21 protein-coding genes are annotated in these 21,643 nt (G+C 62.5%); 12 read left to right on the top strand and 9 right to left on the bottom strand.

Translation table 11 applies throughout. The features are described from left to right. The first annotated feature begins 5 nt into the window (after window positions 1–5). The gene (aroC, locus tag BW995_RS17540; protein WP_076401723.1) at window positions 6–1,091 is read left to right on the top strand and encodes a chorismate synthase; all 1,086 of its coding nucleotides are present in this window, start codon (window positions 6–8) and stop codon (window positions 1,089–1,091) included. Between the two features lie 302 nt (window positions 1,092–1,393). Here the strand turns inward: aroC and BW995_RS17535 are convergent, their stop codons facing one another. From BW995_RS17535 to BW995_RS17520, 4 genes are all read right to left on the bottom strand, one after another. Then, window positions 1,394–2,059, bottom strand: coding sequence for an amino acid ABC transporter permease (locus tag BW995_RS17535; protein WP_076401722.1), 666 nt, complete (start codon window positions 2,057–2,059; stop codon window positions 1,394–1,396). 17 nt (window positions 2,060–2,076) lie between these two features. Next, window positions 2,077–2,745 (bottom strand): amino acid ABC transporter permease, encoded by a 669-nt coding sequence (locus BW995_RS17530; RefSeq protein WP_076401721.1) that lies wholly within the window; start codon window positions 2,743–2,745, stop codon window positions 2,077–2,079. 11 nt (window positions 2,746–2,756) lie between these two features. Further along, window positions 2,757–3,536 carry an amino acid ABC transporter ATP-binding protein gene (locus BW995_RS17525; protein WP_076401720.1) on the bottom strand — a complete coding sequence of 260 codons (780 nt, stop codon included), beginning with the start codon at window positions 3,534–3,536 and terminating at the stop codon, window positions 2,757–2,759. A gap of 91 nt (window positions 3,537–3,627) precedes the next feature. Next, window positions 3,628–4,461 carry a substrate-binding periplasmic protein gene (locus tag BW995_RS17520; protein WP_076401719.1) on the bottom strand — a complete coding sequence of 278 codons (834 nt, stop codon included), beginning with the start codon at window positions 4,459–4,461 and terminating at the stop codon, window positions 3,628–3,630. A 252-nt stretch (window positions 4,462–4,713) separates the two neighbouring features. Here BW995_RS17520 and BW995_RS17515 point away from each other — a divergent pair, with 252 nt between their 5' ends. The 3 genes from BW995_RS17515 to BW995_RS17505 all read left to right on the top strand — a co-directional run bounded on the left by BW995_RS17515 (window position 4,714) and on the right by BW995_RS17505 (window position 8,725). Next, the gene (locus tag BW995_RS17515) at window positions 4,714–5,622 is read left to right on the top strand and encodes a LysR family transcriptional regulator (RefSeq protein ID WP_076401718.1); all 909 of its coding nucleotides are present in this window, start codon (window positions 4,714–4,716) and stop codon (window positions 5,620–5,622) included. Window positions 5,623–5,782: 160 nt separating this feature from the next. Beyond that, on the top strand, window positions 5,783–7,015 hold the full coding sequence (locus BW995_RS17510) for a pyridoxal phosphate-dependent aminotransferase (protein WP_076401717.1): 1,233 nt from the start codon (window positions 5,783–5,785) through the stop codon (window positions 7,013–7,015). A 33-nt stretch (window positions 7,016–7,048) separates the two neighbouring features. Beyond that, on the top strand, window positions 7,049–8,725 hold the full coding sequence (locus BW995_RS17505; protein WP_076401716.1) for a thiamine pyrophosphate-binding protein: 1,677 nt from the start codon (window positions 7,049–7,051) through the stop codon (window positions 8,723–8,725). Window positions 8,726–8,801: 76 nt separating this feature from the next. Here BW995_RS17505 and BW995_RS17500 read toward each other — a convergent pair whose 3' ends face one another. Next, window positions 8,802–10,625, bottom strand: coding sequence for an aminopeptidase P family protein (locus BW995_RS17500; RefSeq protein ID WP_076401715.1), 1,824 nt, complete (start codon window positions 10,623–10,625; stop codon window positions 8,802–8,804). A 419-nt stretch (window positions 10,626–11,044) separates the two neighbouring features. Between BW995_RS17500 and BW995_RS17495 the strand changes: the two genes are divergently transcribed. Continuing rightward, on the top strand, window positions 11,045–11,335 hold the full coding sequence (locus tag BW995_RS17495) for a DUF1127 domain-containing protein (protein ID WP_076401714.1): 291 nt from the start codon (window positions 11,045–11,047) through the stop codon (window positions 11,333–11,335). A 155-nt stretch (window positions 11,336–11,490) separates the two neighbouring features. Here BW995_RS17495 and BW995_RS17490 read toward each other — a convergent pair whose 3' ends face one another. After that, a complete protein-coding gene (locus BW995_RS17490) occupies window positions 11,491–12,390 on the bottom strand; it encodes a 50S ribosomal protein L11 methyltransferase (protein WP_084194949.1) in 900 nt (299 codons plus the stop codon). A gap of 285 nt (window positions 12,391–12,675) precedes the next feature. On the opposite strand from BW995_RS17490, the gene BW995_RS17485 reads away from it, so the two are divergent. After that, complete coding sequence (locus BW995_RS17485; RefSeq protein WP_076401713.1) at window positions 12,676–12,864, top strand: RSP_7527 family protein; 189 nt, start codon at window positions 12,676–12,678, stop codon at window positions 12,862–12,864. 4 nt (window positions 12,865–12,868) lie between these two features. Here the strand turns inward: BW995_RS17485 and BW995_RS17480 are convergent, their stop codons facing one another. The 3 genes from BW995_RS17480 to BW995_RS17475 form a co-directional block, all read right to left on the bottom strand. Then, the gene (locus BW995_RS17480) at window positions 12,869–14,170 is read right to left on the bottom strand and encodes an Hsp70 family protein (protein WP_076401712.1); all 1,302 of its coding nucleotides are present in this window, start codon (window positions 14,168–14,170) and stop codon (window positions 12,869–12,871) included. A 527-nt stretch (window positions 14,171–14,697) separates the two neighbouring features. Next, complete coding sequence (locus tag BW995_RS20640) at window positions 14,698–15,027, bottom strand: hypothetical protein (protein ID WP_139332989.1); 330 nt, start codon at window positions 15,025–15,027, stop codon at window positions 14,698–14,700. Between the two features lie 367 nt (window positions 15,028–15,394). Further along, window positions 15,395–16,288 carry a homocysteine S-methyltransferase family protein gene (locus tag BW995_RS17475; RefSeq protein WP_245821521.1) on the bottom strand — a complete coding sequence of 298 codons (894 nt, stop codon included), beginning with the start codon at window positions 16,286–16,288 and terminating at the stop codon, window positions 15,395–15,397. Between the two features lie 138 nt (window positions 16,289–16,426). Between BW995_RS17475 and BW995_RS17470 the strand changes: the two genes are divergently transcribed. From BW995_RS17470 to BW995_RS17445, 6 genes are all read left to right on the top strand, one after another. After that, window positions 16,427–17,257: a transporter substrate-binding domain-containing protein gene (locus BW995_RS17470; protein WP_076401711.1), complete on the top strand. Its 831-nt coding sequence runs from the start codon at window positions 16,427–16,429 to the stop codon at window positions 17,255–17,257. A gap of 120 nt (window positions 17,258–17,377) precedes the next feature. Continuing rightward, window positions 17,378–18,139, top strand: a complete 762-nt coding sequence (locus BW995_RS17465; protein WP_076401710.1) for an amino acid ABC transporter permease — start codon at window positions 17,378–17,380, stop codon at window positions 18,137–18,139. Window positions 18,140–18,176: 37 nt separating this feature from the next. Continuing rightward, entirely contained in the window at window positions 18,177–18,944 is a 768-nt protein-coding gene (locus BW995_RS17460) for an amino acid ABC transporter ATP-binding protein (RefSeq protein WP_281251148.1), read from the top strand. A gap of 74 nt (window positions 18,945–19,018) precedes the next feature. Then, complete coding sequence (locus BW995_RS17455) at window positions 19,019–20,248, top strand: hypothetical protein (RefSeq protein ID WP_076401709.1); 1,230 nt, start codon at window positions 19,019–19,021, stop codon at window positions 20,246–20,248. A gap of 118 nt (window positions 20,249–20,366) precedes the next feature. Continuing rightward, window positions 20,367–21,143, top strand: a complete 777-nt coding sequence (locus BW995_RS17450) for a DUF4197 domain-containing protein (protein ID WP_076401708.1) — start codon at window positions 20,367–20,369, stop codon at window positions 21,141–21,143. Continuing rightward, window positions 21,140–21,643 carry a prolyl-tRNA synthetase associated domain-containing protein gene (locus BW995_RS17445; protein ID WP_076401707.1) on the top strand — a complete coding sequence of 168 codons (504 nt, stop codon included), beginning with the start codon at window positions 21,140–21,142 and terminating at the stop codon, window positions 21,641–21,643. Before BW995_RS17450 ends, BW995_RS17445 begins: the two co-directional genes overlap by 4 nt.

Genomic DNA, 21,643 nt, shown 5'->3' with positions numbered 1-21,643 from the left:
CCATCGTGTCCGGTAATGGTTTCGGGACGCTGTTCCGCTTCACGACGTTTGGCGAAAGCCATGGTCCGGCCATCGGCTGCGTGGTCGATGGCGTGCCGCCGCGCATTCCGTTAAGCGAAGCCGACCTGCAACCATGGCTGGACAAGCGCCGTCCGGGGCAGTCCCGCCACACCACCCAGCGGCAGGAAGCCGATCAGGTGAAAATCCTGTCCGGGGTGTTCGAGGGCAAAACCACCGGCACGCCGATTGGCCTGCTGATCGAAAACACCGATCAGCGGTCCAAGGACTATGGCGAGATTGCCGAGCAGTTCCGTCCCGGCCACGCCGATGTCACCTATTGGGGCAAATACGGCATCCGCGACTATCGCGGCGGTGGGCGGTCGTCGGCGCGTGAAACGGCGATGCGGGTGGCCGCCGGTGGCGTCGCCCGTGCCGTTCTCAATGCACTGGTGCCGGGCGGGGTGGTGATTCGCGCCGCCATGACCCAACTGGGCGATCTGGCCATCGACCGGGCGGCGTGGGATTGGGATCAGGTCAACGCCAACCCGTTCTTCTGCCCCGACGCCACCAGCGTTGCGCGCTGGGAAGACCGCCTGAACGCCATCCGCAAGGATGGCTCGTCGATTGGCGGGGTGGTCGAAGTGGTGGCTGAAAACGTCCCGCTCGGGCTGGGGGCACCGGTTTACGACAAGCTGGATGCCGATATCGCCAAGGCCCTGATGTCGATCAACGCCGTCAAGGGGGTGGAAATCGGCGATGGCTTTGACGCCGCCACCCTGACCGGCGAGCAGAACGCCGACGAAATGGAGATCGACGAGCAGGGCAACCTGCGTTTCCTGTCGAACCATGCTGGCGGCATTCTGGGCGGGATTTCCAGCGGCCAGCCGATCATCGCCCGCATGGCGGTCAAGCCGACCTCGTCGATCCTGACCCCGCGCCGCAGCGTCGATATCCACGGCAAGATGGTCGATGTGCGGACCAAGGGCCGTCACGACCCTTGCGTCGGCATCCGGGCGGTGCCGGTGGCCGAAGCGATGATGGCCGTGACATTGGCCGATCACCTGCTGCGCCACCGTGCCCAGTGCGGCTAACCCTGCCACCGCGTTTTGCCTGCTGAAAACCGCGCGGAAGGGTCATGCCTCCCGCGCGGTTTTCGTTACAGCAGTGCGTCGGATCACGGTATACGACAAACAGAAAACAGGATCATGGAGCGCTGCTCCAAACCTCGCTGGGGCCAGTCGGCCCCAGACCCCATTAGTTTGATTTTTAAAGAAAAATGGGGGATCGGGGGCATTGGCCCCCGAACAGGTATGGGCGGTAGCCCATCTCCCTGCGAGGACTGCCATGTCCTGTGAAAAGCCCCGGCGAGGTTTGGAGCGGCACTCCATGATCTTTATACAGCCAATCCCTTCAGCACCTTGCGTTCCAGCACCGTGACGCCCCGGGTCAACGGGAAGGCAATCACGAAGTAGATCAGCGCCACCACCGTCAGCACTTCGACCGGGCGGGCGGTGGCGTTGGAAATGTTCTGGCCGACGAACATCAGGTCGGCCATCCCCACCGCCGACACCAGCGCGCTTTCCTTGAACAGGCTGACGCAGTTCGACAGCAGGGTCGGAATAGCGCGCAAAATCGCCTGCGGCATCAGCACATAGCGGATTTCGGCATAGCGCGACAGGCCCAGCGCCACACAGGCGTTATGCTGGTCGGGGCTGATGGTCTTCAACGCCGCGCGGAAACTTTCGGCGCTGATCGCCCCCATGTACAGGCTGAGGGCAACAATCCCCGAAGCCATGTTCGACAGCTCGATCCCCAGCAGCAGCGGCAGGCAAAAGAACACCCAGAACAGTTGCACGATCACCGGCGTGCCGCGAAAGAACTCGATGTAGACCGTCGCCAGCGCCCGCGCCCAGCGCAGCGAAGACCCGCGCGCCATCCCCAGCACAAAGCCCCACAGGCAGCCGATGGCAATCGAGGCCAGCGACACCAGCACGGTCATTTTCAGGCCGACCAGCAGGGCGTCCTGATAGCGCAACACGAAAGCAAAGTTGTAGTCCATTCCCGCCTCTCCTCTCGTCAGCGCGCCAGCCGGTCCCGCCGATGTTCAAACCAGCTCGCCAGTTGCGAGACCGGGAACGACACCGCAAAGTAAATCAGCGCCACCACCGTAAAGGTCTCGATCGGACGATAGCTTTCCGTCGCCAGCGACTTGCCCATGTACATCAGGTCCTGCAAGGCAACGATCGCCACCAGCGCCGTCTGCTGGAAAATGCCGATGCCGTTGCTGACCAGCACCGGCAGCGCCGCCCGAAAGGCAGTCGGCAGAACGATATAGCGGATGCGCTGCCAGCCGTTCAGGCCCAGCGCAATCCCGGCATCGCGGTAATCCCTGGGCACCGCCTGAATCGCCGCCCGATAGGCTTCGGCATTAAAGGCGGTCAGGTTGCAGGCCAGCGCCAGAATCCCCATGGTCATCGCGTCCAGATAGACATCAAACAGCATCGGGACGCAGTAAAAGAACCAGACAATCTGGATGATCGCGGGCGTACAGCGAAAGAATTCAACAAACAGCGACGCAGGCCAGCGCAGCACCGCCCAGCGGTGCATCACCAGCAGGGCCAGCCCGAAGCCAAAGGTCAGCCCGATCACATTGGCCGCCACCGTCAGTTCCAACGTCACCAGCAACCCGTCAAACAGCACGCCCAGCCCGTGACGGACGGCCATGAAGTCAAAGGTATAGGTCATGGCCTTATCCTTTACGCCCCGATGTGGAAAACCCGGCTGAGGAACTCGCGGGTGCGTTCTTCACGCGGTGCGCCCATCACCTGTTCGGGCGGGCCATCCTCGACGATGGTACCCCCGGCGCAGAACAGCACACGCGAGGCGATGTTTTTGGCAAACCACATGTCATGGGTCACAATCATCATCGACAGGTTTTGCAGCGCCAGTTGCTGGATCACCTGTTCGACTTCGGCCACCAGTTCCGGGTCCAGCGCCGAGGTAACCTCGTCAAACAGCATCAGCTTGGGGTCGAGCATCAAGGCGCGCGCAATCGCCACCCGCTGTTTCTGCCCGCCTGACAGTTGCGACGGATAGACGGTGGCCTTGTCGCGCAGACCAAAGCGGGTCAGGAAGGTCAGCGCCCGGTCCTTGGCAACCGATTCCTTTTCTCCCCGGCTTTTGCACGGGGCCAGGATCAGGTTTTCCACAATGGTCAGATGCGGGAACAGGGTGTAGTTCTGGAACACCATCCCGATCGAATTGCGCACTTTGGTGTCGATACTGGTCTTGCCACGGGCCTCATCGGCCTGAATATAGGGCTGGCCGTCAAAGGCGATGGAGCCCTTGTCAATGGTCTCCAGCCCCATCAGCACCCGCAACAACGTGCTTTTGCCGCCGCCGCTGGGACCGATCACCACCAGCCGGTCACCGGCATGCATATCCAGATCAATGCCCTTGATCACCTGCACCGTCGGGCTATAGGCCTTGTGCAGACCGCGAATGCTGACCAGGGGCGCAGAGGTGTTTGTGCTCATCATCACTATCCTGACTTCTCACGCCAACAGCGCGTTCCTCACCACAAGAAGAGGGGACCATGCGGTTGCAGGCCCCCGGTGGTCAGGAAACTCAGTGAATGCCCTTCAGGACTTCATCGACCGACTTTTCAAACATCGCGTTGATTTCCCCGGTGGCGACTTTCTGCTCGAGGAAGATGTTGAAGGCTTCGATGTCGGTGTAGGCCAACTGATGCGGGAAGCCAAAGGCCACCCCCTGCTTCATCAGCGCCGGTTGCGGGGCAAAGGTGGTGATGGTGTCGGCATGGGATTGCAGGAACAACTGGTTGGCATCCGAACCACCGGCCAGCAGGTCGGCCCGCTTGGACAGCACCGCCAGACGGGCTTCGTCTTCGGACGGCAGGCGCAGCACCTGAGCCTGTTTCAGCACGGCAGAGACCGCCTTGTCCTGCACCGTCCCCGAGGTGACCGCCACCGTCATCCCGGCCTTGTCAACATCAGCCATCGACTTCGGCGCGGCGCCAACCTTGGGGTTGTTCTTGTTGTAGGCCAGCGTGACTTCGTACTGCACTGCCGGGATCGAGAAGCTGACCGCCAGCGCCCGTTCCGGCGTGCGGTTCAGTGCCAGCGACATATCCCATTTTCCCGCCTGCAAACCGGCAACGATGTTGTCCCAGGTGGTATCGACGAACACCGCCTTGACCTTCAGCACGTCAGCGTACTGGCGGCACAGGTCGGCAAAAAAGCCGCTATAGGCCCCGGTGGTCGGATCGCGCATCACGAACGGCGCGTAAACGGCAGCACCACAGCGCAATTGCCCGGACTTCTGAACCCCTTGCCAAAAGCTTTCGCCGCCTTCGGCCAGAGCAGGCGAGGCGCTCAGGCCAGCCAGAATGGCGGCAGCGGCAAGAACTCGTGACGCAAACTTAGGAAAAACTGCAAACATGACGATTCCCCTGTGTGACGTTCTAAAAGAAAAAGCGGCAGAAGCAGGACAACACCGGACAATTGTCGGTGATTGCTGTTTTTTGTCTGCTTTTCTTGCTCACAGGATTGATGCGCGGCAATCCTGTTGAGCCTCCCGTTTGATTTAAAAGTGAGCACATTGTTTTCATGCCCTGTTATTAATCTTTACATTGATGCGACAATGCCTAATAACAACTTTTCATCAACAATTCATTCTGAAATGGAATGATCCATGACCATCCCGCGCCGCTTCCTGCCATCGCTGTCCCTGTTGACCGCCTTTGAGGCCGCCGCCCGCACCGGCAGCGTCACCACCGCCGCCCGCGACCTGAACCTGACCCAAAGCGCCGTCAGCCGCCAGATTCAGGCCCTGGAGCGGCAGATCGGCGTTGACCTGTTCATTCGGGAACGGCAGACCATCCGCCTGACGGCGGCGGGAGAATCCTACGCACGCGAGATCAGCGAAGTCCTGCGGCGGATCTCGACCGCCTCGCTGAACATCCGTGCCAACCCCCATGGCGGAACGCTCAACCTCGCCGTCCTGCCGACCTTTGGCGCCTTATGGCTGACCCCGAGACTGGGGGATTTTCTGGAAAAGCACCCCGGCATCCAGATCAACTGCGTCAGCCGCTATTCCAGCTTTGATTTCCGCCTCGATTCGGTCGATGCCGCCATTCACCATGGCCCGGCCTACTGGCCGGGGGCCGAGCTGACCTTTCTGATGAAGGAAAGCATCATTCCGGTCTGTAGCCCGGCCCTGTTGCGGGCACACGAAATCAGGCAGCCCTCGGATTTCCTGCAGGTGCCCTTGCTGCACCTGACCACCCGCCCCGATGCCTGGGAACGCTGGCTGGCCCATCAGGGCATTGATGACGTGGCGGTCCACGGCATGCTGTTTGACCAGTTTTACACCCTGACCCAAGCCGCGATGGCCAGTCTGGGCGTTGCCCTGATCCCGACCATTTTCATTCAGGAGCATCTGCAACGCGGCGCTCTGGTGGCGCCATATCCGGGGGAAATGGTCAGTGATGGCGCGTACTACCTCGCCACCCCGTCCGAGCGGGCATCCTATCCGCCCTTACACCTGTTCAGTCAGTGGATTGTTGATCAGGCGCGAGCTGATCATTCCGTTGAGGAATGAGTCTCGCGCAACGAGTCATTCTTTGCAGGAATGATCTGTTGCGCAAATGTCGATTTTAATCATGGGCCAGAACACGGTAAACCCACAGAACACACCAATGGCAGGCACATCCGCCCCTCGGAGTGCCGCTTTGCCGTGTTTTCCAACCAAGAGGCTCGTGATGGCGCACCCTACCTCCCCCTCCCCCAGCGAGTTCCGTCCGTCGGTCCGTGTCGGCGCGCTGGGAGTCTCCGAGATTTTGCAGATCGGTGCCCGCGCCGCCGAAATGAAACGTCAGGGCGGCAACATCATCATTCTGGGGGCTGGCGAGCCGGACTTTGACACCCCCGAGCCGATCAAGGCCGCCGCCGCGCAGGCGATGCGCCGGGGCGACACCAAATACACCGCGCTCGACGGCACCCCGGCCCTGAAGGCTGCCATCGCTGCCAAGTTCCAGCGCGACAACGGCCTGACCTATGAAACCAATGAAATCACCGTGTCGACCGGTGCCAAGCAGGTGCTGTTCAATGCCCTGATGGCAACCCTCGATCCCGGCGACGAAGTGATCATCCCCACCCCCTACTGGGTCAGCTACCTCGACATCGTGCAGATTCTGGGCGGTGTGCCGGTGCTGGTGCCGTGCCGGGAAGAAAACGGCTTCCGTCTCGACCCGCAGGATCTGGAAAAGGCGATCACCGCCAAAACCCGCTGGATCATCCTGAACTCGCCGTCGAATCCATCGGGGGCGGCCTACAGCGCCGAACAGTACCGCCCGGTGCTGGATGTGCTGCTGCGTCATCCGCAGGTGTGGATCATGGCCGATGACATGTACGAACACATTCTGTACGACGGCATGACCTTTGCCTCGCCAGCGCAGGTCGAACCGGCGCTGAAGTCGCGCACCCTGACCGTCAATGGCGTCTCCAAGGCCTATGCGATGACCGGCTGGCGCATCGGCTATGCCGGTGGCCCGGCGGCGCTGATCAAGGCGATGGCGGTGGTGCAGAGCCAGACCACCTCGTGCCCGTCGTCGATCAGTCAGGCCGCCGCCCTCGAAGCCCTGACCGGTGACCAGAGCGTACTGGCCGAACGTTGCCGCTCGTTCCAGGAACGGCGCGACATGGTGGTCAGTGGCCTGAATGCCATTCCCGGCCTGACCTGCCAGACGCCCGAGGGGGCCTTTTACACCTTTGCCAACTGCGCCGGCGTGATCGGCAAGACCACTCCTGACGGGGCAGTGATCACCGACGACCGCGAGTTCTGCAACTATCTGCTGGCGGCGGTCGGAGTGGCGGTGGTGCCTGGCTCGGCCTTTGGCCTGGCCCCCTACTTCCGCATTTCCTATGCCACCTCGATGGCCGAGCTGCGCGATGCGCTGGCCCGCATCAGCCGCGCCGTTGCGGCCCTGAGCTAACTTTTGCCCACACAAGAACGGAGCACGACAGGAATGAGCACCCCCACTGCGACCCCGCGCACTGCCGCTCAGGTGCTGGTCGATGGACTGATTGCCAATGGCGTTGACACGGTGTTCGGCGTGCCGGGCGAAAGCTATCTTTCGGTGCTGGACGCCCTGCACGATACCGACATCCAGTTCGTCAACTGCCGTCAGGAAGGCGGCGCGTCGATGATGGCCGCCGCCCATGGCCGCCTGACCGGCCAGCCGGGCATCTGCATGGTGACGCGCGGACCGGGGGCCACCAATGCCTCGTCCGGGGTGCATGTCGCCTTTCAGGACTCGCTGCCGATGATCCTGTTCATCGGACAGGTGGCGCGCGATCAGGCCGACCGCGAAGCGTTCCAGGAAATCGACTATCGCCGGATGTACGGCCAGATGGCCAAGTGGGTGGCACAGATCGACGACCCCAGCCGGGTGGCCGAATACGTCAGCCGGGCGTTCCACACCGCCATTTCGGGCCGTCCGGGTCCGGTGGTGCTGGCCCTGCCGGAAGACATGCTGCGTGAAGCGGTGAAAGCCATTGCGTTGCCGAAGGCCCGCCCGGCCCGCTCGGCCCCGACGCCAGACGCCCTTGCCGAACTGGGCGAGCGCCTGTCCCGCGCCGAGCGTCCGTTCCTGCTGATCGGCGGCTCGGGCTGGACCGCCGAAGCCTGCGACCACATCCGCCAGTTTGCCGAAGCCAACAGCCTGCCGGTGGGCGTCTCGTTCCGCTGTCAGGACCTGTTCGACAACGAGCATCCGCATTATGCCGGTCACGTCGGCATCGGCATCGACCCGGTGCTGGGCGAAACCCTGACCAGCAGCGACCTGTTGCTGGTGGTCGGTGCCCGGCTGGGCGAAATGACCACCAGCAGCTATGAACTGCTGGTCCCGCCCGCCCTGCCGCAGACCCTGATCCACATCCACGCCGACCCGGAAGAGCTGGGCAGCGTCTATCAGCCCGACCTGCCGATTGCCGCTGATATGGTCTCGGCCGCCGCCGCGCTGGCCGGGCTGGGCAGCGTGCGCCGTGGCACCGATCCGCGCGTGGCCGCCGCCCATGACCGCTTCCTTGCCTTCACCACCCCGGCAGGCAGCACGGCAGCGCTGGACATGGCCGCCGTCGTCCGCCATGTGCGCGACAACATCCCCGCCGATACGGTGATCTGCAACGGCGCGGGCAACTATGCCATCTGGGTCCACCGCTATTTCCGCTATCGCCAGCTTGGCACCCAACTGGCCCCGACCAATGGCGCGATGGGCTTTGGCCCGCCGGCCGCCGTCGCCGCCGCCATCACCCAGCCGGAAAAGCTGTCGATTGCCTTTTCCGGGGACGGCTGCCTGATGATGACCGTGCAGGAACTGGCCACCGCCGTGCAGTATGGCGCGAAGATGATCGAAATCGTGGTCAACAACGGCATCTATGGCACCATCCGCATGCATCAGGAACGGCGCTATCCGGGGCGGGTCAGCGGCACCACCATGGGCCAGACCACCGACTTCGCCGCGCTGGCGCGGGCCTTTGGCGGTCACGGCGAAGTGGTCGAGCGCACCGAAGACTTCCCGGCGGCCTTTGCCCGTGCGCTGGCCTGCGACGGGCTGGCCCTGATCGAACTGCGCGTTGACCCCGATATCCTGTCACCGTCGGCCACTGTCAGCGGTCTGCGCAAGGCCGCCGGACAGGCGTAACGATCACAGTATCAAACAAAAGAAAACCCCGGCAAGGAGGCTCCTCCTGCCGGGGTTTTTCGTGTCCCGCACAGCCTCACAGCGGCGCGCAGGCCCAGTCCAGCCACAGGGCATCGCGCCCGGCCAGCGCCGGAACGATCTGCTGATGCACCCGCCGGTGATAGGCGTTGATCCAGTCGCGTTCATCGGCGCGCAACAGGCTGGGATCAATCAGGCGGCGGTCATAGGGGGCCAGCGTCAGGGTTTCAAAGAACATCATCGGACGTTCGGCCCCGGACGGCGGCGGTTCCATGGCGGTGACGGCAATCAGGTTTTCAATGCGGATGCCGAACGCTCCCGGCTTGTAATAGCCCGGCTCGTTGGACAGCACCATGCCCGCCTTCAGGGCGATGGTCGATGGCACCTTGGAAATCCGCTGCGGACCTTCGTGGACCGACAGATAGGCCCCGACGCCGTGGCCGGTGCCGTGGTCATAGTCAACCCCGTCAGCCCACAGATATTGCCGGGCCAGCACATCAAGCTGGCTGCCGGTGGTCCCCTGCGGGAACCGGGCCTGCGACAGCGCCACATGCCCCTTCAGCACCTGCGTATAGCGCCGGATCATCTCGGCGGTCGGGGTGCCGATGGCGAGGGTACGGGTGACATCGGTGGTACCATCCAGGTACTGCGCGCCGCTATCGACCAGAAACAGCTCACCCTGCCCCAACAGGCGGTCACTGTCGGCATCGGCGCGGTAATGGACAATCGCCCCATGCGGCCCCGAGCCGACAATCGACGGAAAGCTGAGATCGCGGAAATAGGCCCCTTCGCGCCGCAGGGCTTCCAGATGGTCGGCGGCGGCCAGTTCGGTGATGGTTCCGCTCGCGGCCTCGGCATCCAGCCAGGCGAGGAAGCGGCACAGCGCCACCCCGTCACGCTGATGGGCGGCCTTGATCCCGCTCAGTTCGGTGGCGTTTTTGCAGGCGCGCGGCAAAGCACAGGGATCGGCCCCCAGTGCCACCGTTGCCCCGGCAGCGGTCAGGCGTTCGGCGATCCACACCGCGCACGAGGCCTGATCCAGCCGCACCCGCTTGCCCGACAGTTCGGCCAGCGCCCCGGCCAGCGCGGCGGGCGGCAGCACCGTCACCGCCTGCCCCAGATAGTCACGCAGGCCATCGACCTCCTTGGCCGGATCAAGGAACAGCGTCAGCGTGGCATCGGCGTGCAGGATGGCAAAGCCCAGCACCAGCGGGGTAAAGGGCACGTCACTGCCGCGCAGGTTCAGCAGCCAGGCGAGGCTTTCCGGCGCGGTCAGCACCGCCGCCTCCAGCCCGTCGTCGCGCAGGGACAGGGCGATGCGCTGGCGTTTGGCCTCGGCGCTTTCTCCGGCGAACTCCAGCGGATGGCGCATCACCGGGCTGGACGGCGCCGCCGGGCGGTCCTGCCATGCCCGGTCAATCGGGTTTTCACCGTCAATCGCCACCACCTCGGCCCCGACCTTGGCGCAGGCATCGCGCAGACGGGCAATGCCGTCAGGAGTATGCAGCCAGGGATCAAAGCCGATCCGCACCGGCCCGCCATCCGGCTGGCGGGCTGCGCTGGCCGCCTGCGCCAGCCACTCGGCAGGCGGGGTATCGCTGAGGTGACGGTGTTCATACAGATCACCATCGACCTCGACCGTCACCTGCAAGGTATAGCGGCCATCCACAAACACCGCCGCCCGGTCTGCCGTCACGATGGCCAGCCCCGCCGAGCCGGTAAAGCCGGTCAACCAGGCCAGACGCTCGGCATGGGGGGGCACATATTCCCCCTGATGCTCGTCCGCCCGTGGAACCACAAAGCCGTACAGCCCGCGTGCGGCCAGATCCTGCCGCACCGCTGCCAGCCGTTGGGCCTGTTCCACCGTATTTGCCTGCGCCATGGTCGTTCACATCCTGTCCAAAGCCGTATAGGTGTCCAAGGTATGAGGGCAGACGAACAGGCGCAAGAGCGCGAACTCGGCATCCTGCAATAGAAGTGTAACCCAGTTGCGAACGCCATGCAGGCAAGGCAGAACTGCACTGCAAAACAGACACTGCACGAAAAGAGGCAGTTCGCCTACATTCTGGGCATACGCAACGGCCCATTGCAAAATGCAACCAGGCCGAATGTCGAACACAGGATCAAAAGCCCCATGTGGCCCTATAACCCCGACGAAGCTGATTGGCTGGCCGCACTGCGGTAAATACCGCGCCCCCGATCCTCGTCATCCCCGTTCATCTCTCTCGATGTGCTTCAGGCATATGGCCTGCGGCAGCGCTTTGTGACAGCGCACACTCGATACACTGAAGGATTCTGGCCATGAGCCGCACCGTTGACCTCGCTACCACCTCGCTGATCGCCCGTATGGCCGCCCGTTTCCAGGCATGGCTCCGTTACCGCCAGGAAATGGCCGAACTGGACGCCATGGGCCCGCGTGAACTGGCCGATCTGGGCCTGACCCGCGCCGATGTCGTCGCCCTGCGCAAGGGCGTCTACCACGACACCCGCGAAGACATGCCGGCGGTGCGCGCTGCTTACCGCGCCGCCAACACCAACGCTCAGGCTGACGCCCCGGTGATCGCCGCCGCTCAGACCCGTCGCGCTGCCTAACATTTAATCAGCTCCCCCAAGCTGATTGCCGTCTGCCCAACAGGCGAGCACAAAAAAAACGCGAGGCCGCCATCACTGGCTGTCTCGCGTTTTTTTATTTTCTGACGACGGTCAACCGGGATGGAAAGCCCCCGGTTGACCGTCGTCATCAGATCTTACCCCAGAACCAGCGTCACCCACGGCGCCAACTGGTAACGGCGCACCAGACGCAGACCCTGTGCGCGATAGGCGGCCAGCACCATCGCTTCCTGCCGTTGCAGCAGGCCGGCGAGAATCACCCGCCCGCCCGGAGCAAGGCTGGCGGTCAGCGGCTGGGCCATCGAGCACAGCGGCCGGGCCAGAATGTTGGCGCAAATCACATCATAGGGGGCGCCAACCTTCACCTTGCGGCTGGTAAAGCCGTCGCCGGGGAAGGCGGTCAGGTAGGCATCAAGGCCGTTCAGCCTGGCGTTATAGGCGGTGACGCGGACGCTTTCCTCGTCAATGTCGGTGGCAACCACCGGAATTTTCCACTGCCGGGCCATTGCCAGCGCCAGAATCCCCGAGCCACAGCCCATGTCCAGCGCCCGGCCATGGCCGATCTGCACCGGCGCATTCTGCTTGGCGAGGTCACTCAGGGCCAGCAGACAGCCGTAGGTGCTCTGGTGCTCGCCCGAGCCAAAGGCGGTGGCGGCATCAATCAGCAGCGGCAGCGAGCCATGCGGCGGGCGCTCGGTGATGTGCGAGCCATGGACATAGAAGCGGCCAGCCCGAATCGGCGGGAAGGCAATCAGGTTTTCGGCCAGCCAGTTACGCGCCGCCTGATGCTCGATTTCCATTTCAGGAGTCGTCGCCAGCCCGGCCACCTGCGCCGCCAGCGCTACGGCAGCATGAATTGCCGGCAGATCGGGCTTTTGCTCGCTGTAGGCATCGACCTGCCAGTCAAGGCTGCCTTCGATTTCAAAGCACAGGAAGGCATCGACCAGCGGGTCCAGAGCCGTTTCAAAAGCCTCGATCGCTTCGGGTGGCGCCTGAAAACGCACGCGCCACATGTCCTGAGCCCGCTTGTGAGCCATGCTGCTGATTCCTGTCCTGTCGTTTGTGGGTTCAGCCCCGATGGGCCGATGCAGGGGTTCTTCTTAGAGTATCCGCCAGTCACAGGCTAGTTTTTCGTAAAAAGCCACGACCAGCGGGACGCATAGCTCCCCTCCATGCTGCACTGCGAAAAAATATATTGCCCATTATATAGCCTCGCCCATATAATGGGCATACAGGCTCGCATCGGACGCCCAGTCCGCCGACCCTGTCGTAAAGATCCAGTTCGCTCAGTGTGAAAACGCTCATGCTCGAGGAGACTGCCGATGGCAACCGTTGATCTTTCTGCCTCTTCCGCCCCTACCATCCCGCCTGACCTCAGTCTGCTGGAGCAGCAGGCCCACCTGTTACGGGCACAAGCCTTTGCCGATATCCTGCATCAGGCGGGCCGCTCGCTCAGGACGCTGTGGCATCTCTCCGGCCATGGCCAGAAGCACGAACCGCAGGTGCATTAAGACTCTACCCACCAAACACTTCGCGCGCCCGATAGGCCAGCCCGGTGGCAACGGATACGAACTCGCCACCGCTGCTGAGACGGGCTTCGCCAAAGCGGCGCGCGAAGATTCCGCGCACGGCGGGCACCAGCGAGGTGCCGCCGGTCATGAACACCCGGTCCACCTGCTCGGGCCGCACGCCGGTGTCAGCCAGCAGGCGGTCAAGGCAGCCTTCGATTTCTTCCAGTTCGGGCGCAATCCAGCGTTCAAAGTCGGCGCGCCGGATGGTCTGGCGCAGCGAGATCGGTCCGTGATCAAACAGGAACTCGGCGCTGTCCTGCCGCGACAGCCCGACCTTCACCCGCTCGACAGAGCGGAACAGGTGATAGCCCAGATTTTCCTCGATCAACGCCAACAGGTTTTCAATCGGCTCCGGGTCGTCGGTGTGGCGCTGGATATCGCGCAACATCCGGCGGGTCGGGGCGGTGTTCAAAAAGCTGATGTGGTGCCAGCGCGAGAACTTGCCGAACAGCCATGACGGCACCGGCAACTCCTTGCCGTCGCTGCGGTAGGTGATTCCCTTGCCAAAGGCTTCGGCCAACCCGTTGTCAACGATGCGCCGGTCGAGCGCATCACCGGCGTTGCCCACCCCGCCGGTGCCGAGAATGGCATCGCGCGGGCGGCTGCGGTCACGCCCCGGCCCCAGCCGCATCAGACAGAAATCGCTGGTCCCGCCGCCAAAGTCGGCCACCAGCACGGTTTCGTCGTGGCTCAGGCCGCGCTCGTAGTAATAGGCGGCGGCAATCGGTTCATATTCCAGTTCCAGTTCGTCAACCCCGGCGCGGGCAAAGGCATCGCGCAGGCGGCTGACCGCATAGTCTTCTTCGCTGGCGCCGTCTTCGGCCACAAAACGCACCGGCCGCCCGGCCACCACCCGCCGCACCTCGCCTGCCCCTTGTGCTTCGGCCATGGTGCGCAGCCGCGTCACCATCAGGGCAATCAGGTCCTCCAGACTGTAGGTAACGTTGAACAGCGAGGCGCCGGTGAACAGGCGGCTGGTCAGATAGCTTTTGAACGATTGCAGCAGGCGGCAGTCGGTGTCGTCTTCCAGATAGGCGGCGATGGCCTCCTGCCCGACCAGCGGCACCACCTGCTTGCGGTCGTCGCGGTGCTTGCCGTCAAAGGCCAGCAGCGAGCGCAGAGTGCTGGCCGCCTCGCCATCGCCGCCCGGCATCGGTGGCATCGGCACGATGTGGGCATCATCCTGTCCTGCGGCCAGCAGGGCGATGGCGCTGTTGGTGGTTCCAAAGTCAATCCCGACGAACATCTGCCTTTTCTCCCTGACGGCCCCGCCCGCAAGGGCGAAAGGCCGGAGGGTATGCCCCAGCAGCCGGGAAAAGGCAATAACTGTCTCATGAGTGAACAGCGAGAGCCGTGAGCCTTGACTGTGAAACCACAAGACACGACAAGGATATCTAGAGCAGCGTGCGAAAAGTGTGAGCCGGTTTTCGCAAAAACAATGCGACAGCACAAAAGGTTAAAGAAGCATGCGTGCATCTGGTCACAGTACACGACAGTTGGGAAGTAAGGACGTGGAGCGCTGCTCCACACCTCGCTGGGGCCGGGAGGCCCCAGACCCCATTAATTTGATATTGAAAGAAAAAATGGGGCCCAGGGGCATCGCACCCCGGGCAGGTGCGGACGGCAGTCCGCCATTCTCCACCAACTGTCGTGTACTGTGGCATCTGGTTTAACGCACGCTGCTCTAGCAGGGCTGGTAAGGTTGCTGGGCAGCAGAAAGGGTCCGAGCCGGGGTAGGGGATGGAATTATAGGAGGGCGTACATACATATTTTTTATACAAAATACTCAGGAATACTCCGTATTACATCATCCAAGTTAATTATCCTGTCGAAAGATGTGAACCTTACATTCCCATTTGATTGTAATTTTAACTCCCTTTTAATTAAGTCTATACATTCGGGATCAATTTCCCAAACCCTCCCATCGGCAATGTCTTTTACATAAGATTTTCCTCCATCGTAATGATATTCATATACTTTTTTTACCGTAATCATGATCAATCCTTTTACATTAGAGAAGATGCACAAAAACCTTCCCTTAAAATTCGACAGGTGTAAATCCTTAAAACGACCCTTTCCGCTGCTACCGCCAGTACGCGCCATGAGAGCGCTTCCTTTCCCAAGAGGCAAAGAGGGATGGACGACACAAGGAATCAGGCGACCGACAGGCAGGTGCATATCTCTTAGGGATGCCGATAAATCAGGCTGATGAGAGCCTTCCCCGGATCATCAGGCCTCAGTCCTGCGCTGTTCCCAGGACCTCAACGTTCCAATCGAAACACCCAGCAGGGCGGCCATCTCCTTGTGGGGAACCCCAGCTTGGCCCACTGTCCTTGATTATAAAAAGAACGGGGTCCGGGGCCTCAAGGCCCCGGCGAGGTGTGGAGCAGCGCTCCATGATCCTGTTTTCTGTTTTTTTGTGTACCGTGCTCTGACGCAGGCTCAGAGCCTTCACTGTTTCTCCTACGGATCAGGCTTCGGTGCGCGCGGCGATGGCGGCGATGTGCTCGGGCGTAATGCCACAGCAGCCACCGATGATGGTCGCGCCACGTTCAGCCCACTGTTCGGCCCAGCGGGCATAGTTTTCCGGCGTCAGGTCCGGGCGCAGTTCGTCGAGGGTTTCGTTGGCCTTGGCGTCCTTGGGCGTCGGCGGGAAAGCGTTGGCATAGACGCCCAGCTCCAGCGCATGGCCGGTTTCCTGCTGCACGGCGGTTGCGGCGGCCAGCGCATCGGCCATCACTTCCGGCTGGCTGCAATTGAACAGCACCGCCTGCGCCCCCAGACGGACAGCGGCCCGCACCGCCTCGGTGACGCTTTCGCCCGAGCGCAGGGCCGGGCCGTTGTCCGGCTCGTCATCAAGGGTAAACGACAGCCACAGCGGGCGCGGATCATCGCCCAGTGCCGCCCGGGCGGCTTCGACTTCGGCAATCGAGCTTTGGGTTTCGGCCAGCCAGACATCGACGTGCGGCGCCAGACCGGCAATCAGCACCCGGTGGATGGCAATCGATTCCGCCGCCGAAAACAGGTCCGGGCGATAGGAGCCCATGGCAGGGGGCAGCGAGCCAGCCACCGTCACCGGACGGCCAGCACCAGCCGCCACCTTGCGCGCCTGTTCCCCCGCCACGCCCGCCAGCGCCAGTCCTTCAGCGTCAAAACGATCCTGCCCGATGTGGAACGGCACCACCGCATAGCTGTTGGTGGTGATGATCGACGCCCCGGCATCGACGAAGTTCTGGTGTGCCTGCGCGACCGTCTGCGGAGCCTCCATCAACGCCAGCGCCGACCATTCCGGCTGACGGAACGGCGCGCCGATCCGTTTCAGCTCACGCCCCATGCCGCCGTCGAGGACCCGAATCTTGATCACACTTTTTCTCCCTGATATAGTGACAAAAATTTTGCCACACGCTGTTTATGATTATAAACAGTGCGGGATCACTGGCAAGATCATCGCCTTTTTTCGTCAATACTCTGTGCTTGCGCGATCACGCGAAGGGGATACCTGATGGCTCTGAAGTGGAAACTGGGTGCTGCTGCGGCGGTGCTGATGACCGTTGCTTTTGGCTCGGCCGCCAACGCTGGCCCGACGCTCGACCGCGTCACCAAGACCGGCACCATGGTGCAGGTGATGGACCAGAGCTATCCGCCGTTCTCGTTCCTGAACGACAAGAACGAAATGGACGGCTTTGATGCCGAGGTCGCCAAGGAAGTCGCCAAGCGTCTGGGCGTGACCCTGAAGATCGAAACCCCGGCGTGGGAAGTGATCACCGCTGGCAACTGGAAAGGCCGTTGGGACATCTGCATCTGCTCGATGACCCCCAGCAAGCAGCGCGGCGAAGTCCTCGACTTCGTGACCATCTATTACAACACCCCCGGTGCGCTGGTGGTCAGTGCCGACGACAAGACCACCACCAGCATGAAGGACCTGAACGGCAAGAAGGTCGGCGCCCAGAGCGGCACCCCCTATGAGGAATACCTCAACAAGGCGATGCACCCCGAAGACGGCAGCGTGGTCAAGTACCCGTTCGAGGCGGTCACCGTCACCCCGTTCGCCAGCGAAGACCTGGCCTTTCAGGACCTCGCCCTTGGGGGCGGCAAGCGTCTGGACGGCATCGTCGGCAACCTGATCACCATTCAGCCGCGCATCACCCAGACCCCGGACAAGTTCCGCGTTGTGGACGCCAACCTGTTCGCCGACCCGAACGCCATTGCGGTTGACAAGGGCGACCCGGAATGGAAGGCCAAGGTTGCCAGCGTGATCGACGACATGCGCAAGGATGGCACCCTGAGCAAGATTTCCATGAAGTGGATCGGTGCCGACATCATCGCCAAGTAAGCGAAGCACTGTTCTTCTGCCGGATTGTTTGCTACACGACTCCCGCCGCGGCCCTGCTGCGGCGGGAGTCGGCATTCCTGCCTACCGGTCATTCCCCCCTTCAGGCACAGAGGCAAACGGGTGTCTTTCAAAGGTAAAGTCTTTCTGGTCTGGATGCTGCTGGCGGCGTGTTTTGCTGCCTTTGTGGCCAGCTTTGACCTGAAACTGTCGCTGATTGCAGAAAAACTGCCGTTCCTGCTCGGCCTGCATCTGACCCCCAATGGCTTCATACAGGGCTTGCCGCTGACCCTGTTCCTGTGTCTGGCCGCGATGGTGTTTTCGACCATTCTGGGCTTTCTGGCGGCACTGGGGCGGTTGTCGGGCAACCCGCTGGCCTATGGTCTGGCCACCTTTTACACCTCGTTCTTTCGCGGCACGCCGCTGCTGGTGCAGTTGATGCTGATTTACCTCGGCCTGCCGCAGTTGGGACCGGTGCCGGGGGCGGTTCCAGCCGGCATCATCGCCCTGTCGCTGTGCTATGGCGCCTATATCAGTGAAATTTTCCGCGCCGGGATTCAGGCAGTCCCCAACGGCCAGCGCGAAGCCGCCGCCGCGCTGGGGCTGCCGCGCTGGCTGGTGATGTACAAGGTGATCCTGCCGCAGGCCCTGAAGCTGATCGTGCCGCCGCTGGGGGCACAGTTCATTTCGATGCTGAAGGACTCGTCGCTGGTGTCGATGGTCGGCCTGTGGGAAATCATGTTCCTCGCCCAGAGCTATGGCCGCTCCAGCTACCGCTACATGGAAATGCTGCTGACGGCGGCGGTCCTGTACTGGCTGCTGTCGATCGTCTTTGAAGCCATTCAGGCCCGTATCGAAGCCCGCTTTCCGCAGGGCCGACATTGAAATCTTTATTTTGCCCCTTCAGGACTCTGCCCCGACCATGAGCACTGCGCCCCTTGCCGCCGACAAGCCCGAAATGCTCCGCCTCGAAGGCGTCCATAAACACTTTGGCTCCCATCACGTCCTGCGCAATGTGTCGCTGTCGGTGCGGCAGGGGGACAAGGTGGTGCTGTGCGGGCCGTCGGGGTCGGGGAAATCGACGCTGATCCGCTGCATCAACCGACTGGTCAGCCACGATCAGGGCCGGGTGCTGGTCGAAGGCATCGAAGTCAGCGACCACGCCCGCGATCTGGAATTGATCCGCCGCGATGTCGGGATGGTGTTTCAGCAGTTCAACCTGTTCCCGCACCTGACCATTCTGGAAAACTGCACCCTTGCCCCGACGTGGGCGCGCAAGATGGGCAAAAAAGACGCCGAAGCCCTCGCCCTGTCGCTGCTGGAGCGCGTCCATATCCCCGATCAGGCCCACAAGTACCCGCCGCAACTGTCCGGCGGCCAGCAACAGCGCGCCGCCATCGCCCGCGCCCTGTGCATGAAGCCAAAGGTGATGCTGTTCGACGAACCGACCTCGGCCCTTGACCCGGAAATGGTCAAGGAAGTGCTGGACGTGATGACCGAGCTGGCCGCCGAGGGCATGACCATGATCTGCGTTACCCACGAAATGGGCTTTGCCCGCAAGGTGGCCGATCAGGTGGTGTTCATGGACAAGGGCGAGATTGTCGAAGAGGCTCCGCCGGAAGAGTTCTTCACCGCCCCGCGCAACGAGCGGACCCGGCAGTTCCTGTGTCAAATTCTCAGCCACGAGTAACGCACCTCCCCTTTTGGCGTTAGAGTATTCCGGTTATGCTGGCGGCCTTCGTTTGCCATCCCCGGGGTTCACCGATGCGTTGCCACTCTGCCTCCCTGACCGTCCTGTTGCTGGCATCAACGATGCTGGCCCCCGCCACCGTCTCGGCCATGCCTGGCAATGGAACCTGCATTGAGGGCAATTGCGACAACGGCATCGGCGTTTTCCTCAGCACCTACGACAACAACACCTATCGCGGTCCGTTCAGCAACGGCCTGTTTGCCCCCAGTGCCAGCTATGAGGTTCAAGACCCGGCCCACCCCGGTGTCACCTATCAGTTCCGCACCGATGCCAACCGGGACTGGAGCTACGCAGAACAGTGGCGCACCCCAACCCAGTTTTACGCTGGAACCATGACCAAAGCGGTCAATCCCTTTACCCGTCTCGCCATCAACAGCTTTAAGGAAGGCCGACTGGAAGGCAGCGACGGGCTGGTCTACGAAGGTCAATTTGAATACGTCAGCCTGCCCCCCACCACACAGCGGGGAACGGATGCACTGGCGGCACAGGTCGGGATTTACATGTTCTCCGGCACCCGCACCAACAGCCGGACCGGTGCCCGTGACTATGGCATTTTTGCCTCCGAGGCTGTCCGCCCCAAGCACGACCTGATCCTCGCCCCGGCCGATCCGCAAAAGATTGCCGGGATTCGGGCGCAGTATCAGGCCGCCGTATCGTCAGCCCAGGCACAGGACGCCGCCGTTGCGCAAGCGCAAGCGCAGGCACAGGCCCAAAGCAGCGCCGGAACCGACCTGTTCGGTGCCCTGTTGCAAACCGCCGCCGGCGGTCTGCTCGCTTCGTCGATGGGTCAGATGTCCGGGGCGATGGGCGGTCTGAATGCCACCAACCTGACGCAGGTGGTTGGCGTGATGACCGGCCAGACCTCGCCGGATGCCGCCATGGCATTGATGGCACAGGACTACATGGCCAACGGACTGGGGGCTGCGGTGGGGGCCTCGACGGCACAGGATTTTGCCGCCCTTGGCCGCTCCATTGCTGCCGACAAGGCTTTGCCCTCCAGCACCGCCGTCACCAGCACCACAGGCCGGGTTCCGGCGCTGGAAAGCATGACCCTGCCGTGCAGCAACGAAAACGGTGCGTTTACCGGCACATCGAAAGTACCGAAAGCCGCCCGGGATTGCCGCGCCGAAGTCATCGCCCACCGCAAGGTCCAATGCCGCAGCGACTGGCGCAGCGACCCCAGCTTTGCCGCCATGCAGGCCTGTTTCCGGCAGAACGGGATTGCCGACCTGTCGCAGTGGTAAGCAGGATGCTCCCCTGCCGGATCCTCGGATAAGGGAGGCGACAAACCCCCTCGCCTCCTGCTACCGTGCCGCCACGATCCAGAGCGTTATGCGCGCACTTTCTCGGGGGAGCACACCAATGAAACACCGTCTGCTGATTCCGGCCCTTGCCCTGCTGTGCGGTGCTGCCGCAACGCCCGTGATGGCCAACGACACTCTGAATGCCCTGAGCAAAAAGGCGCTGGGGACCATTGCCGGAACCAGCTCCACCAGTTCATCATCGTCCTCCTCATCCTCGTCAACGCTGGGGGCCAGCCTGTCGGACAGCCAGATTGCCACCGGCCTGAAGGACGCCCTGCGGGTGGGGACCGAAAAGGCGGTCGCCACCGTCGGCAAGCCGGGTGGCTTTCTGAATGACGCGGCGGTGCATATCCCCCTGCCCGGCCCGCTGGCGAAGGTGAAATCAGGGCTGGCGATGGTCGGGGCCTCGGGGCTGGCCGATGATCTGGAACAGCGGCTCAACAAGGCCGCCGAAACCGCCGCCCCCAAGGCCGCCTCGATTTTTGGCAACGCGGTCAGCAAGATGACCATCGACGATGCGCGCGGCGTTCTCAGCGGCCCGTCGGACTCGGCCACCCAGTATTTCAAGCGCACCACCACCCCGGAATTGCTCAGCGCGCTGAAGCCGGTGATCGACAGCAGTCTGGCCGATGTGGGCGCGGTACAAAGCTATAATGCCCTGACCGCGCAGGCCAAATCCTTGCCGATGGCCTCGTCGCTGAACCTTGATCTCAACGACTATGTCGCCAACAAGGCGCTGGACGGCATCTTTTACTATCTCGCCAAACAGGAAGCCGACATCCGCGCCAACCCGGCGGCCCGCACCACCGATGCCATCAAGGCGCTGTTCAAATGACGGACCGGTCTTCTGCCCGGCAGGCCCTGTTTGCCTTTCTTGAGCAGTTGGGCATCACCACCAGCACCATCGACCATCCGCCGATTTTCACCGTCGAAGATGGGGCCGAACACTGGGCCGACATTCCCGGCGTGCATTGCAAGAACCTGTTCCTGTGCGATGCCAAAAAGGCGATGTGGCTGGTGGTCTGCCCGACCGACCGCACCATTGACCTGAAAACACTGCCCGACCGCATCGGATCGAAACGGCTGTCGTTCGGCTCGGCGGACCGGCTGCGGCGGGTGCTGGCGGTGGAACCCGGCTCGGTGACGCCGTTCGCACTGTTCAACGACCGTGCCACCCCCTCGCTGACGGTGGTGCTCGACCAGTGGATGATGCAGCAGCCGGTGCTGAACTATCACCCGCTGGAAAACACCGCCACCACCACCATTTCCAACCACGACCTGCGCCGCTTTGTCGCCGCCTGTGGACATCCCTGTCACGAAGTGGACCTGACCTGA

The sequence above is a fragment of the Insolitispirillum peregrinum genome, from assembly GCF_900156605.1.
GTDB lineage: Bacteria > Pseudomonadota > Alphaproteobacteria > Rhodospirillales > Rhodospirillaceae > Insolitispirillum > Insolitispirillum peregrinum.
This window is presented reverse-complemented; position numbering and strand designations above follow the sequence as displayed.

Bases quoted from the DNA above. Each gene is read 5' to 3' on its own strand.
- BW995_RS17530 (WP_076401721.1), bottom strand. From the start codon at position 2,745: ATGACCTATACCTTTGACTTCATGGCCGTCCGTCACGGGCTGGGCGTG.
- BW995_RS17520 (WP_076401719.1), bottom strand. From the start codon at position 4,461: ATGTTTGCAGTTTTTCCTAAGTTTGCGTCACGAGTTCTTGCCGCTGCC.
- BW995_RS20640 (WP_139332989.1), bottom strand. From the start codon at position 15,027: ATGGCGCGTACTGGCGGTAGCAGCGGAAAGGGTCGTTTTAAGGATTTA.
- BW995_RS17445 (WP_076401707.1), top strand. From the start codon at position 21,140: ATGACGGACCGGTCTTCTGCCCGGCAGGCCCTGTTTGCCTTTCTTGAG.
- BW995_RS17510 (WP_076401717.1), top strand. From the start codon at position 5,783: ATGGCGCACCCTACCTCCCCCTCCCCCAGCGAGTTCCGTCCGTCGGTC.
- BW995_RS17535 (WP_076401722.1), bottom strand. From the start codon at position 2,059: ATGGACTACAACTTTGCTTTCGTGTTGCGCTATCAGGACGCCCTGCTG.
- BW995_RS17505 (WP_076401716.1), top strand. From the start codon at position 7,049: ATGAGCACCCCCACTGCGACCCCGCGCACTGCCGCTCAGGTGCTGGTC.
- BW995_RS17470 (WP_076401711.1), top strand. From the start codon at position 16,427: ATGGCTCTGAAGTGGAAACTGGGTGCTGCTGCGGCGGTGCTGATGACC.
- BW995_RS17450 (WP_076401708.1), top strand. From the start codon at position 20,367: ATGAAACACCGTCTGCTGATTCCGGCCCTTGCCCTGCTGTGCGGTGCT.
- BW995_RS17495 (WP_076401714.1), top strand. From the start codon at position 11,045: ATGAGCCGCACCGTTGACCTCGCTACCACCTCGCTGATCGCCCGTATG.
- BW995_RS17525 (WP_076401720.1), bottom strand. From the start codon at position 3,536: ATGAGCACAAACACCTCTGCGCCCCTGGTCAGCATTCGCGGTCTGCAC.
- BW995_RS17490 (WP_084194949.1), bottom strand. From the start codon at position 12,390: ATGGCTCACAAGCGGGCTCAGGACATGTGGCGCGTGCGTTTTCAGGCG.
- BW995_RS17460 (WP_281251148.1), top strand. From the start codon at position 18,177: ATGAGCACTGCGCCCCTTGCCGCCGACAAGCCCGAAATGCTCCGCCTC.
- BW995_RS17515 (WP_076401718.1), top strand. From the start codon at position 4,714: ATGACCATCCCGCGCCGCTTCCTGCCATCGCTGTCCCTGTTGACCGCC.
- BW995_RS17480 (WP_076401712.1), bottom strand. From the start codon at position 14,170: ATGTTCGTCGGGATTGACTTTGGAACCACCAACAGCGCCATCGCCCTG.
- BW995_RS17455 (WP_076401709.1), top strand. From the start codon at position 19,019: ATGCGTTGCCACTCTGCCTCCCTGACCGTCCTGTTGCTGGCATCAACG.
- BW995_RS17485 (WP_076401713.1), top strand. From the start codon at position 12,676: ATGGCAACCGTTGATCTTTCTGCCTCTTCCGCCCCTACCATCCCGCCT.
- BW995_RS17500 (WP_076401715.1), bottom strand. From the start codon at position 10,625: ATGGCGCAGGCAAATACGGTGGAACAGGCCCAACGGCTGGCAGCGGTG.